The sequence below is a fragment of the Aquimarina sp. TRL1 genome, assembly GCF_013365535.1.
GTDB lineage: Bacteria > Bacteroidota > Bacteroidia > Flavobacteriales > Flavobacteriaceae > Aquimarina > Aquimarina hainanensis.
Genome location: NZ_CP053590.1, coordinates 572,995 through 586,728 on the forward strand (window position 1 = coordinate 572,995; position 13,734 = coordinate 586,728).

Sequence of the window (13,734 nt, forward strand, 5' to 3'; positions counted from 1 at the left end):
TTTTAATTAAGGTGGATTTTCTTTGTAGTGAAAATCCACCTTAATTTTTTTAAACATTTCCCAAGAACCATATTTCCATAAATAAAAGTCTTATTTTGTAAAAAAAAAGATTCATAATGGACATCTGGAAAACGATCTATGACGAAATCATAGCAGCAGAAAAAAAAGAGCCGTTTATAACTCAGCTAACCAACGCTCTCCCTACAGAAGAAGGATTCTGGGGTGTCCTTACATATATTCTTAGTGATAAACTAGCGACTTCCGTATTTAGTCAGCAAACTTTAGCTACAATCATTACTCCTATTCTAAAGGATAATGATATGATCAGGCTTTTTATTACCACTGATCTGAAAGAGTATTTCAAAAGAGATTTTGCCTGTCATACATACCTGGAAATCCTTTTATTCTCCAGAGGTTTTCTCGCTACTTGCATGTATCGTATTTCTCGTTTTTTGTTTACTCAGAATCAGCTACAAACTGCTAAGTTCTTCCATAGCAGAATCATTGAACTATACACCATTGACATTCATCCAAATGCCCAAATCGGCAAAGGAACTATCATAGATCACGGAATCGGCATTGTCATTGGAGAAACGGCTCAGGTAGGAGATTACTGTGTTATTTTTCATCAGGTAACTTTGGGAAGTACAGGGCATGAAAATGGCGATCGTCATCCTAAAATCAAGGATCATGTAGTTATCGGTACCGGAGCAGTAATTCTAGGAAATATACATATAGCAGATCACGTTAACATTGCTGCGGGTAGTGTAGTTCTTAAAAACGTTCCTCCTCATACAACCGTCGCCGGTATTCCTGCTAAATCAGTAGGAAGATCCAAAAAATTACTTTAAAAAAACGCAAACGAATGACAATACACAGAATTCTTATCGTTACTTTTTTGGGCTTACAATTGATTTCCTGCAATCAATCTTCTCAAAAAACTACTTCAGAAATCCCTTCTCTGATAACTACAAATACCAAACAACAACAAACATCAGAAGCACCCACTTCATCTATCGATTCTCCTTCTATTGTTATTCTCGGCACCATCCAGGATGCAGGCTCCCCTCATATAGGTTGTAAAAAAAGCTGTTGTACTTCATTATTTGACACACCTGATGCAAATCGAAAAGTGGTTTCTCTCGGAGTAATCGATCCTATATCAAATAAGACATTTTTATTCGAAGCAACCCCGGACATCACCACTCAATTAAAAACCTTAAAGAAGCTTATCACTAACCGACAGGAAGAAATTCCTGATGGTATTTTTTTGACACATGCACATATTGGTCATTATACTGGTTTAATGTATCTGGGAAAAGAAGCTACTAATGCCAAAAAAGCACCTGTATACGCAATGCCTAAAATGAAAGATTTTCTGGAAAAGAATGGTCCATGGAGTCAACTTGTAACCAATGAAAACATTCAGATCCTTCCCCTTGAAAACAAAAAAGAAATAACATTAACGCCTGCCATCCAAGTTACACCTTTTACAGTCCCTCATCGTGATGAATATTCCGAAACTGTCGGATATTACATCACCGGTCCTAATAAAAAAGCATTGTTTATTCCTGATATCGACAAATGGGAAAAGTGGGACACCAATATAATTGATGCTATTGCCAGTGTAGACTATGCCTTTATAGATGCTACTTTTTTTGACGGAGAAGAAATAAACAACCGAGACATTTCCGAGATCCCGCATCCTTTTATTATAGAAAGCATGCGTACATTCAAAGGATTATCAACAGCAGAAAAAAGCAAGGTATACTTCATTCATTTCAACCACACCAATCCTGTTATTAATGCACAAAGTAAGCAAGCACAGCGTGTTTTGACACAAGGGTTCAACATTGCACAAATTCATGATATTATCGCACTATAAGACGATAAAAAATCAAGCATTGAGCATTTGCCAAAGTTTATCTTTTAGCCCCTGTAACCCTTGTTGTGCAACAGAAGAAATAAACACGTAGGGAATCGTAAATGCTGCATCTAACTGTTCTTTTAATTCTGCTTCCAGCTCTTCATCCAGCATATCACACTTAGAAATTGCTACCAATCGTTCCTTATCCAATAGTTCCGGGTTATAACGTCTCAGCTCATCAAGCAGGATTTCATACTGTTTCTTAATATCGGGAGCATCTGCAGGAATTAAAAATAATAAAGTGGAGTTTCGCTCGATATGTCGTAAAAACCGATGCCCTATCCCCTTACCTTCTGCTGCTCCTTCAATAATCCCAGGAATATCTGCCATGACAAATGTCTGAAAATTCCTGTATTCTACAATCCCTAAATTAGGCTTTAGGGTCGTAAACTCATAATCTGCTATCTTAGGTTTAGCAGCTGTTATAACAGATAATAATGTAGACTTTCCCGCGTTAGGAAATCCTACCAAACCGACATCTGCCAGCACCTTTAATTCTAAGGTTATGTTAATCTCTTCCCCGGGAATTCCTGGTTGTGCATACCGAGGTGTCTGATTAACCGAGCTTTTGAAATGCCAGTTTCCTCGACCTCCCATTCCTCCTTCTGCTATGATTATTTCCTGACCTTCTTCTACTATTTCATGAAGGATTTTCTGCGTTTCTGTTTCGCGTATAACAGTTCCCAGAGGTACATCAACAAATATATCTTCTCCATCAGCTCCAGTACTTCTGTTTTTACTTCCATGTTCTCCATGACCTGCTCTGAAGTGCCTTTTGAACTTTAGGTGATACAATGTCCACATATTAGGATTTGCTCTGAGAATGATATGCCCTCCTCGACCTCCATCTCCTCCATCTGGACCTCCTTTGGTTATATATTTCTCTCTATGTAAGTGTACTGAACCTTTCCCTCCATTTCCGGAAGTAACATGTAACTTTACATAATCAACAAAATTCCCCTCTGTCATAACGCTCCTTATATTTCTTTATCATAAAAAAGTATCCATATTAACCGCTTCACGAAAATATCGCCTTTCTAATATGAATACTTTTATAATTATAATTTGGTCAAATATATACTGACCTTTCTATTTTTTATACTTAGATCCTATTTATAAGGTATCTATAACCTCACTCAATCTATTGGTAATCTCCTCAACAGCTCCTACTCCATCAACTCCATAATACTTATCAAGTTTTTCGTAATATCCTTTTAGAATTGCAGTTTCATCATAATACACTTTAATTCTATTTCGGATGACAGACTCATCAGCATCATCTGCTCTTCCAGAAGTTTTTCCTCTTTCTAAAAGACGCTGTACCAACACCTCATCATCTACTTCTAAAGCCACCATTGCATTCACTCCTGTTCCTTTGCTCTCTAATAAAGTAGTCAATGCATCAGCTTGCGCCTCTGTTCTAGGAAATCCATCAAAAATAAACCCTTTGGCATCTGCATTTTTTTCTACTTCTGCACTTAGCATATTAATTGTTACCTCATCAGGAACCAACTGTCCTTTATCGATATATGATTTTGCCAATGTTCCTAATTCGGTTGCGTTTTTGATATTATATCTAAACACATCACCTGTAGAAATGTGTACCAGGCTATATTTCTCTTTTAATACTTCTGCTTGTGTTCCTTTACCTGCTCCCGGAGGACCAAATAACACTAGATTTGTCATATGTTTTGTTTTTAATTGGTATATCGCAGTAAGATTACGGCCCAATCCGTCATAATCGAGACCATACCCTACAATAAATTTATTAGGAATATCTAATGCTTTATAATCGATATGAATCGATCTGGTATATGCTTCCGGTTTAAAAAACAAGGTAGCAATTCTAAAATCTTTACATCCCTGATCTTTCATCATATCTGATAATATTGCAATCGTATTTCCCGTATCTACAATATCTTCCAGAACAACCACAGTCCGATCTGACACCTTTTCTGTCAAACCGATCAGTTCATGAACCTGTTCTGTAGATCCGGTTCCTTCATACGATGAAAGTTTCACGAAACTTATTTCACAATCATGATCAAACCTCTTTAATACTTCTGAAGCAAACATAAAAGCACCATTCAGCACTGCTAGAAACAATGGTTTTTTTCCTGCCAGGTCTCTGTTAAGTTCTTCAGCAAGTCCATCTATTGCTTTACTAATTGCTTCTTCTGGCAATAATGGCTCAAATTCTAAATCATGTAATTTAATCATGTTTACCCCTAAATTTTATAAGGTTTGACGTTATCAGGTGGCAAAGATAATGATTACAAATCATACTTATAACAGTTTACTCCTTGCATTTAGATCGTAATATTGTGGTTTTTACTTTTTAAAAAATTATTTTTGCCCCATATACCAAACATTTTATTTTTTTATGATCAATTATTTTTCATCCGATTTTAAACTAGGTATCTTAGGAGGAGGACAATTAGGAAAGATGATGCTTTATGAAACTCGTAAATATGATATTCAGACATATGTCCTGGATCCCAGTGATGATGCCCCAAGCAAGATTGCTTGTAATTATTTTGAAAAAGGTGATTTAATGGATTATGACACCGTCTATAATTTTGGAAAAAAAGTAGACGTATTAACATTCGAGATAGAAACCGTTAACATCAATGCCTTAAAGCAATTAGAAAAAGAAGGAAAAAAAGTATACCCAAGTGCTGATACCCTCGAAAAAATTCAAAACAAAGGACGACAAAAGCTTTTTTATAAAGACCAGCAAATTCCAACAGCCGCTTTCCAGAAATTCTCAACACTTCAGGAATTAAAAAAACAGGTAGACAATGGTGAAATAACATTCCCTTTTGTATGGAAAAGTACGCAGGGAGGGTATGATGGTAATGGAGTAGCCGTGATCCGAAAACCTGAAGACCTTACAACTCTTCCTGACACAGAATGCATCGCTGAAGACATGATTCATTTCAAAAATGAACTGGCTGTTATTGTTGTCAGAAGCGCCTCTGGAGAGATAAAATCATATCCTGTGGTAGAAATGGAATTTCACCCGGAAGCGAATCAGGTAGAATATGTTATTTGTCCGGCCAGAGTGAGTGATGGTGTTGCCCAAAAAGCAAGAGCTGTTGCCAAACAAGTATCCGAAGCATTCCAACATGTTGGTATATTGGCTGTAGAAATGTTCCAGACACAAACGGATGATATCCTTGTTAATGAAGTTGCTCCAAGACCTCATAATAGTGGGCACTACAGTATAGAAGCCAGTTACACGAATCAATTCGAACAACATATCAGAGCTATTCTGGATCTTCCTCTGGGAGCTACTGATAGTAAAGTAGGCGGAATTATGGTCAACCTTGTAGGAGCAGAAGGGCACACAGGAAATGTTATTTATGAAGACATTGACACCATTATGCAAATGAATGGAGTAACTCCACACATATACGGTAAGAAAGAAACACGCCCTTTTAGAAAAATGGGACATGTAACGATCGTACATGAAAATATATCTGAAGCAAGAAAAATTGCAGAAAAAGTAAAAAACACAATAAAGGTAATAAGTAAGCCATGAGTAAAGTAGGAATAATTATGGGTAGTACAAGTGATATGCCCATTATGGAAAAAGCCATCGAAGTACTAAAGGGATTCGATATTGAAGTAGAAGTAGATATCGTATCTGCTCACAGAACTCCTGATAAACTTTTTGACTATGGAAAAAATGCCCATACCAGAGGAATCAATGTCATTATAGCAGGAGCTGGAGGCGCAGCACATCTTCCTGGAATGGTTGCTTCCTTATCTCCATTACCAGTTATCGGGGTTCCTGTAAAATCGAGAAATTCGATCGATGGATGGGATTCTGTATTATCTATATTACAAATGCCTGGAGGGGTTCCTGTAGCTACAGTAGCTCTTGACGGAGCGCTTAATGCAGGGATATTAGCTGCTCAGATTATTGGAGCAACTGATAAATGTGTTTTGGACAAAGTTCAGATATATAAAGAAGGGCTAAAACAAAAGGTTATAAAAGGAGCCAAAGAAATCCAACAGTAAATTATTTAGGTACGGTTCTAAAAACATATAAATCCAGAGGATTGAGTACCAGAAAATAATGTCTCAAAAAACCTCAAAAAGCAAAAAGAGTCACAGAAAGTGACTCTTTTTTTATTAGGTCATACAACAATTATAACAATATTTATTAACCAACTTAAATATATTACACAAAAAAAATGTTGTATAACCCTACTCTTAAAACCTATAACAAAGGTAAAACCTTACTTTTATTACGCAATAAAAGTATTCATAAAAAATATAACTTTTCGATGAAAATACATAAAAAACCGATGAAATACACAAATTAAGCCTTACTAAACAAACAAAAGAAAGAAAAAACTTCACAGTATTGATGTAAAACCGTAAAATTATGTCTCAATAAAGCCAAAAAAGAAAGAAAACAGAAGGTATAATTTTGTTTTTTCGACAAGGAATCAAACCTCCTTCATACTCATAAAGTTACTTTTTTTTTCTTAAAATATAGCAATCCAGATAAAGAAAGTCTTTTTTTATAAATTGAGTAAAATAAAAAAAGAGCCACAGGTTTGTGGCTCTTTCAATATATTTGGTCTTACTAAAGAAATAATTATTGTTATTCATACCCCTAATAGCAATAATGTTTATTTTTCTATAGCTTAACCATTACTAATAAACCTATGGCAAATCTACTGGTATTAATATTAGGTAGAGCAATAAAAACCATAATAAAAAGGCAATTTTCGATTAAAAGCACACTTTTTCGACAAAAAACATAGTATTTAACAAAAAACTAAACAGTATTTATAAAATGAATAATCCATTATTAGAATTATTTGACCATTCCCCCTTCTCCAAGATACAACCTGCACATTTTCTTCCTGCCATTCAGGAAGCAATTGACAAGGCTAAAAAAGAAATAGACTCCATAGTTAATACTACCGAGACACCTTCTTTTTCGAATACAATTGAAGCATTGGATTATAGTGGCGCATTACTGGATCGAATTACCAGTATTTTCTTTAATCTAAATAGTGCAGAAACCACAGATGAGATCCAGCAAGCTGCTCAGAAAATATCTCCTCTACTATCTGAATTCAGGAATGATATCGCATTAAACATTGAACTCTTTAATCGAATTGAAAGTGTATACAATCAAAAAGACGAGCTTACACTTTCTGAAGAACAAATTACCTTACTGGATAAAAGATATAAGTCTTTTTCCCGAAACGGAGCTAAATTGCCTAATGACAAAAAAGAGCAACTTCGAAATATCGATAAAGAATTAGCTCAATTGAGCTTGTCTTTTGGAGAAAATGTGCTAGCAGAAACTAATAAATTCGAATTACACCTCATCCAGGAATCTGATCTGGATGGACTGCCAGAAGGGGCTAAAGAAGCCGCACAAGCCATTGCCAAAAGTAAAAATAAAGAAGGATGGATTATCACTTTGGATTATCCTAGCTACATCCCTTTTATGACATATGCTTCTAACAGAGCGCTTCGAAAAAAACTATCCATGGCTTTTGGTTCTAAGGGATTCCATGGGGATCAACATGACAATCAGGAAATTGTTTTAAGAATTGTTACCCTAAGACATCAACGCGCTCAACTTTTAGGGTACAATTCGCATGCGCATTATGTTCTGGAAGAACGCATGGCAGAAACACCAGAGAATGTCACTTCCTTTCTAAATGAAATCCTTCAAAAAGCCAAGCCTGCTGCTAGTAGAGAGTATGAAGAATTAGAGCAATTTGCCAAAGACTTAGATGGTATAGATCAGCTTCAAAAATGGGATGGGGCTTATTATTCCGAAAAACTAAAACAAAAACGTTTTAACCTGGATGATGAAAAACTAAAACCTTATTTCAAACTGGAGAATGTTATCAATGGGGTCTTCCAGGTCTCATCTAAATTGTTCGGTCTGGAATTTGAAGAGGTTTTTGATATCGATACCTATCATGAAGAAGTTAAAACATATAATGTAAAAGACAAAGAAGGAAATTTTATTTCTTTACTCTATGCGGATTTTCACCCAAGAGCAGGTAAAAGAAATGGAGCCTGGATGACTTCTTATAAACCTCAGATGAAAAAAGAAGGCAAAAATATCAGACCTCATGTCTCTATTGTTTGCAACTTCACAAAACCCACTCCTAGCAAACCGTCTTTATTAACTTTTAATGAGGTTACAACATTGTTCCATGAATTTGGTCACGCACTGCATGGTATGCTTGCAAACACAACCTATCCCAGTCTTTCTGGAACCAATGTATACTGGGATTTTGTAGAGCTCCCAAGCCAAATATTAGAAAACTGGTGCTATGAAAAAGAGGCACTAGAATTATTCGCTAAACATTATGAAACTGGAGCATTGCTTCCTATGGAATTAGTAGAAAAAATAAAAGCATCTGCTACTTTTCAGGAAGGAATGGCGACCTTACGTCAATTGAGCTTCGGGCTATTAGACATGTCATGGCATGCCAAAGATCCTTCTGCAATTACCAATGTAAAAGAACATGAAAAAACTATTTTCCAGGAAACTTCCTTATACCCTGAAGTAGCAGAAAACTGTATGAGTGTAGCTTTTTCTCATATTTTTCAAGGAGGATACTCTTCTGGATACTATTCCTACAAATGGGCAGAAGTACTGGATGCTGATGCATTTGAATACTTTAAAGAGAACGGCATATTTAATGAAAAAACCGCTCATAAATTCAGAGATAATGTACTCTCTAAAGGAGGAACAGAAAACCCAATGGTATTATACAAACGTTTTAGAGGACAGGAACCCAAACCAGAAGCCTTACTCAAACGTGCCGGTTTAATCGCTTAAAGAAAAAGCCATTACCTTAGAAAAAAGGTAATGGCTTTTACAATTAGTATGGTTATTGACCGTTATTCTCTCAACAATTGCTGAGTGTATTTTTTAGCACTTCCTTCCAGTGAAATAAAGTAAGTTCCCGAGGCAAGATCAGAAATCAGTAACTTGGTTATTTTATCTGTTAAAGCTATTTTTCTGATAATTTTTCCATTCATATCAGAAATCAGGAGTTTTTTCACTTTCCACAATTCATTTCCAATTGAAATTGTCAGATATTCTTCTTTAACAGGATTAGGAGAAAACTGAATCACTGCTGCATCTTCAACCAACATTTCTCCTTTTTTCAAAGTACTCTTCCCTGAAGTACCACAGTTCCCTAAAAACCTCCAGCTACTACTTGTTTTCTCGTACAAACGTCCAAAATAAGTCACCTTATCTCCAACCTGGTAATTCTGAGATGAATCATATGCAGGAACTCCATCACAGATATCCCCACTATTACCTGTAGTTGTCACACGTATCGCATCACTAAAAGCAGATTCATTCCCCGCAGCATCTTTAGCCTTAATCTTAAACTCATAGGTTGTACTGGCAGCTAATCCAGAAACATTTTTAGACGTTCCGGACACAGTTCCTAAATTAGTAGATCCTCTATACAGTATATAGCCTGTCACACCTACATTATCAGTAGAAGCATTCCATGAAAGGGTACATGAATTCTGCGTCACATTAGAAGACGTCAGCCCACCAGGCACCGAAGGAGCTTGTGTGTCACCTCCTGTAGTTCCTCCAATCACTACTGTATAATCTTCTACTTCGCCGTAATCGAATGTTTCACAAGCTGTCGGGATCCCGTTATACTTCATAGACACCCGCATTCGTGTTCTCCCATTCTTTGCAGAAGAAGGCACTGTAAAACTTCCATTAACCGGACTGGTTTTGGAAGCAGCCTTACTCCAGACCAATTCTCCAGCATCTTTAAAATCTTTATCCTGATTATAATCAATCCATACAGCATACCCTTCATCATATGCCGTCCCTGACCATTTAGGAGTAATCGTTATTGTATGTGAACTTCCTTTTGATAAATTTGTAGAAATTCCTGTGTGATCCCCATAACCATTAGATCCATCGGTTGTATTATCAATACTTCCTAATTTTACATTTCCAATGTACTCATCAGTTACTTTTTTCCCTTTAGAAGCACAGTAAACCGGGTCTCCTCCGCCACTAACTCCATTTCCTACTTCTATTAAAAACTCTAACGCTAATTTCGTAAACTTGGCTGCATGAGTCGCATTTGGGGTTGGTGACCTGTCGAAAGTATCCCTTGTCGTATGAATATTAGGATTACTCTCCCTGAAAGTAGCTTCTATCGGGAAAGAAACCTGATATCCCTGTTGCGCCCAGCTATAATGATCAGAACATCCATAATTACATCTAGAGGTTCCGTACGTAAACTTATGTGTCCCCGAAGCATTGTAATGATCCATTAACTGTCGCAAAAAACTATTTAATGTCTGGCTATTATAACTATCATCAGTAATATAGATATCTCTGGAAGACCCTTTATAATTAGTCATATCAAACTGCACATAACCAACAACATTTACATTTCTTCGCTTATAGTCTTCTGCAATTTCTTTAGACCCTCTCAACCCAACTTCTTCAGCTGCATATGCCATAAACTCTATGGTTCGTTTCGGCTTAAAATTCATTTGAAATAACACCCTTGCCGCTTCGGTTATAGTGGCAATACCAGATGCATTATCATCTGCTCCAGGAGCATTCGTTGTTCTTTCTGGACTTACAGAGTCAATATGCCCTCCTATAATGACATAATCATCAGGTTTTTCTGTTCCTCTGATCGTCATGACTAATGATGGCATTGAGGTACTGTTATGATTAACTAACCGGACAGAAACATCACTCCTGTTTCCAGCTAGTTGCTCCCATTTTCTTTTTAAATCTGTAACTGATTGCTTGGCCTTACTAGTTGTATGATATCTGGTCCCATATCGCTCCAACTCCTTTATCTGGTTGGCGATATTTACATTATTAACCAAATCCAAACTTTCTTTAACCAATCGATCCTGAGTAATCGTATAAGAAACTCTTCGCTGTGTCGATTTCCTATTTTGTTCATTTTCGATAGTTCGAAGTGCATCTTTTTCTGAATGTTCATAAACAAAACCTGGTCCATGAACCAATACCTTGTGATGTAATTCTTCTGCGGCATTATGGCTTAGCATCACAGCACTAAAACCATTTTTAGAAGCAATTACTTTCACATCTTCGGGATGTCCTTTTTTTAGAGCTATAGCATCTTTTGTTTCCATTGTCGCGTAGAACATTTCTTTTTTCTCTTGCTGTGCATATCCATTGGAAACATATAGACATACCAAGAGCACTGAAATAAATAAATTTATTTTTTTCATTTTTAAAGTGAGTTTGTGTTATGTTCCTAACATACATATTTTTACGACAACATAACAACGGCATCTCCTCAAAATAAAAACTGTTTTCACTTCTCTTTAAACAGCAACAATCGTTTTCTTTAGAACAACTATACAATACATCTGTCGCCTAAGTGCTTTTATTATCGTACTATTTAAAACACGCTGGAAACCAAAAAAAGAAAGCATACACATAGAAAATTTTATGCTAGAACAAAAAAAGCTTTTTGAAAATATCTATTCATAGTGAGATAATACAGTACTTACCATCACTTACTAAAAACCACTCCTTTTTTCCGGCAATGATGTAAGGCACAATAAAATCCATCTTGACTTTTTGATATTATCCAAAAAAACAAGGGTATTTTTACTATATCTCAGGAAATAGAAAAAGTCTTCTAAATATAATTGTAGAAGACTTTTTTATTCACAGTTAGGATTATTCTTTTACAAATCTTTTAACATACACACCATTAGCTGTTTTTATTTGAAGCATATAATTTCCTGACTTTAGACCTGACACATCTACAGCACCGTTTAAATATTCTTTTTCCATAACGCGCTTTCCCGAAAAATCTAAGATCGTATAAGACATGATTTTTGAAGTCCCAAATTCTATATTTAGCATATTATTTACTGGATTAGGGAACAACTTTACACTTTCCAGGTTAGGCAGCTGTTTTTGTATTGTTTTTTGTATTGAAAGTTCAGCTATTTTTCCTCTTGGGCAAGGAATATTATTGGTTGTAATTCCATATTTTCTGGCTTCTTTCCAAGGTGCACACTCATTTAAATACACCCCATGTTTTACATAATAATAACGTCTTGGCTGTAATTGATAATTAAATACTATAGGATTTGTATGGTATAGATAAGGCGCTGGTTGTTGCCACCAATAAATACTTTCTCTTACTATTTCGGTACTTGTCCCCGGAAAGTATTCTATAAGATGCCAATCGGAGTTCGGATTCGCTCCTGCCACTTGATTTACTCCTGCTACTTTTAATGTAGTCATACATACTTCATATGTAAATGCTGGATCTAATACAGGAGGAGTATTAGCCCCCCATGCTATATTAAATGCATTAGTATGACCTATAAGTGGTAATGAAAGAGTTGTATTGATGTCCGGATCAAAATCATTCGTGTTAGAAAATAAACCTCCGGTAGCATACACCTGATTACAATTCCCTGTTACGATACTTCCTACATCTCCTGATCCTCCTTTATGAATCCAGTGTATATTTCCATTAGCGGTCGCATGCCTACTTATAAACAAGCCTCCAGAAGAAGTAGTCCCCCCTGTGAGCACTCCATTTTGATTATCTACAGTAATCGTTTCTACTCGATCATATGCTGCCGTATTTCCTCCCTCTACACGCTGAAACCATCGAAACTCTCCTGAAGCCTTTAATGATACAATATATATATCTTTTAGGCCTTGATTTGAGGCAATAAAATTAGTAGCGTTTGGATCAAAATCAACAGTCGCCTTAAAAGTACCTGCGATATAGACATTTCTATTCTCATCTATAGTTATTACATTACCTTCAATTCTTTCTCCAGGTTGCACATTAGGTTGTTTATTAAATCCTTTAGCCCATACTACATTTCCATTAGAATTAACTTTCAAAACAAATGCATTTCGATTTGTTGATCCCGTTGACAATAGATTTGCAACTGTATTTCCTGAAGAGAAATCACGATAGTCTAATTTTTTAAAATAAGTCCCTGTCATATAGACATTTCCTAAGTCATCCCCTGTGATACCATTTCCTTCTTCATGGTGAACACTACCATAAGTCCTAAACCAAATATCATTTCCTGTGGTAGGGCTTATTTTATACAAGAAAGTATCATCCGTTACTGATGACGGGGTCTGAATAGTGGAATACGTTCCTGAAAAATAGAGCTCATCTGTATCTTTATTATAAAAGATCTCACCGCCTTCATCATATCCAGAAAGCCCAAAGTTCCTAGCCCATATAGCATTTCCATTAGAGTCTAGTTTTAGTACATATACATCAGTATGACCATTAGAAGAAATACTTACATTATTTCCAAAAAAAAGTGTTCCTGAAAAAGTCCCGACAATATATATATTACTATCAGCATCTGTAGTCAGAGATTCCCCAAATGCAGTCGCGCTTTCATCACCATAATACCTATGCCACAGATAATTACCTTCATTATCTAATTTTTGGATATAAACATTTGCTGAATTATCTCCATTAGTTATTGCCTGCCCCGTAGGGCTTGGATCAAAATCAAAACTCCCATATGAAAACCCTGTAGTAAGAATATTGCCCTGACTATCTATTGTGATTCCTTCTCCATAACTAACTCCCCCTATACCTCCATATGGTGGTTGTTCATTAATAGTATGCCCCCATCGGTAACTAGGTTGCGCCAGCAAACCTGAATAACATATAGCTACAAGCATCAGTAATAATGATTGTTTTTTGCAAAAATATTTTTTTTTCATCTAGTTGAATTTAAGGATTACTCCCCAAGTATACCCTTTCCAG

9 protein-coding genes are annotated in these 13,734 nt (G+C 36.0%); 5 read left to right on the forward strand and 4 right to left on the reverse strand.

Annotated features, from left to right (window positions below):
• Window positions 1-116 precede the first annotated feature (116 nt).
• Both epsC and HN014_RS02225 read left to right on the forward strand, forming a co-directional pair.
• Window positions 117-851 carry a serine O-acetyltransferase EpsC gene (epsC, locus tag HN014_RS02220; protein WP_176027277.1) on the forward strand — a complete coding sequence of 245 codons (735 nt, stop codon included), beginning with the start codon at window positions 117-119 and terminating at the stop codon, window positions 849-851.
• A gap of 14 nt (window positions 852-865) precedes the next feature.
• The gene (locus HN014_RS02225) at window positions 866-1,885 is read left to right on the forward strand and encodes an MBL fold metallo-hydrolase (protein ID WP_176027278.1); all 1,020 of its coding nucleotides are present in this window, start codon (window positions 866-868) and stop codon (window positions 1,883-1,885) included.
• Window positions 1,886-1,897: 12 nt separating this feature from the next.
• Here the strand turns inward: HN014_RS02225 and obgE are convergent, their stop codons facing one another.
• The gene (gene obgE, locus HN014_RS02230) at window positions 1,898-2,896 is read right to left on the reverse strand and encodes a GTPase ObgE (protein WP_176027279.1); all 999 of its coding nucleotides are present in this window, start codon (window positions 2,894-2,896) and stop codon (window positions 1,898-1,900) included.
• Between the two features lie 144 nt (window positions 2,897-3,040).
• Window positions 3,041-4,147 (reverse strand): adenylate kinase, encoded by a 1,107-nt coding sequence (locus tag HN014_RS02235; protein ID WP_176027280.1) that lies wholly within the window; start codon window positions 4,145-4,147, stop codon window positions 3,041-3,043.
• Window positions 4,148-4,310: 163 nt separating this feature from the next.
• Between HN014_RS02235 and HN014_RS02240 the strand changes: the two genes are divergently transcribed.
• The 3 genes from HN014_RS02240 to HN014_RS02250 all read left to right on the forward strand — a co-directional run bounded on the left by HN014_RS02240 (window position 4,311) and on the right by HN014_RS02250 (window position 8,762).
• Window positions 4,311-5,471 (forward strand): 5-(carboxyamino)imidazole ribonucleotide synthase, encoded by a 1,161-nt coding sequence (locus tag HN014_RS02240; protein WP_176027281.1) that lies wholly within the window; start codon window positions 4,311-4,313, stop codon window positions 5,469-5,471.
• Window positions 5,468-5,953 (forward strand): 5-(carboxyamino)imidazole ribonucleotide mutase, encoded by a 486-nt coding sequence (gene purE / locus HN014_RS02245; protein ID WP_176027282.1) that lies wholly within the window; start codon window positions 5,468-5,470, stop codon window positions 5,951-5,953. The genes HN014_RS02240 and purE overlap by 4 nt, the downstream gene beginning before the upstream one ends.
• Window positions 5,954-6,740: 787 nt before the next feature.
• Window positions 6,741-8,762 (forward strand): M3 family metallopeptidase, encoded by a 2,022-nt coding sequence (locus HN014_RS02250; RefSeq protein WP_176027283.1) that lies wholly within the window; start codon window positions 6,741-6,743, stop codon window positions 8,760-8,762.
• Between the two features lie 62 nt (window positions 8,763-8,824).
• Here the strand turns inward: HN014_RS02250 and HN014_RS02255 are convergent, their stop codons facing one another.
• Window positions 8,825-11,188 carry a M20/M25/M40 family metallo-hydrolase gene (locus HN014_RS02255; RefSeq protein WP_176027284.1) on the reverse strand — a complete coding sequence of 788 codons (2,364 nt, stop codon included), beginning with the start codon at window positions 11,186-11,188 and terminating at the stop codon, window positions 8,825-8,827.
• A 457-nt stretch (window positions 11,189-11,645) separates the two neighbouring features.
• On the reverse strand, window positions 11,646-13,691 hold the full coding sequence (locus HN014_RS02260) for an SBBP repeat-containing protein (RefSeq protein WP_176027285.1): 2,046 nt from the start codon (window positions 13,689-13,691) through the stop codon (window positions 11,646-11,648).
• Between the last annotated feature and the right edge of the window lie 43 nt (window positions 13,692-13,734).

Excerpts from the sequence above, each read along its gene's own strand:
- HN014_RS02255 (WP_176027284.1), bottom strand. The coding sequence starts at position 11,188 with ATGAAAAAAATAAATTTATTTATTTCAGTGCTCTTGGTATGTCTATAT.
- epsC (WP_176027277.1), top strand. The coding sequence starts at position 117 with ATGGACATCTGGAAAACGATCTATGACGAAATCATAGCAGCAGAAAAA.
- HN014_RS02225 (WP_176027278.1), top strand. The coding sequence starts at position 866 with ATGACAATACACAGAATTCTTATCGTTACTTTTTTGGGCTTACAATTG.
- HN014_RS02260 (WP_176027285.1), bottom strand. The coding sequence starts at position 13,691 with ATGAAAAAAAAATATTTTTGCAAAAAACAATCATTATTACTGATGCTT.
- HN014_RS02240 (WP_176027281.1), top strand. The coding sequence starts at position 4,311 with ATGATCAATTATTTTTCATCCGATTTTAAACTAGGTATCTTAGGAGGA.
- obgE (WP_176027279.1), bottom strand. The coding sequence starts at position 2,896 with ATGACAGAGGGGAATTTTGTTGATTATGTAAAGTTACATGTTACTTCC.
- HN014_RS02250 (WP_176027283.1), top strand. The coding sequence starts at position 6,741 with ATGAATAATCCATTATTAGAATTATTTGACCATTCCCCCTTCTCCAAG.
- purE (WP_176027282.1), top strand. The coding sequence starts at position 5,468 with ATGAGTAAAGTAGGAATAATTATGGGTAGTACAAGTGATATGCCCATT.
- HN014_RS02235 (WP_176027280.1), bottom strand. The coding sequence starts at position 4,147 with ATGATTAAATTACATGATTTAGAATTTGAGCCATTATTGCCAGAAGAA.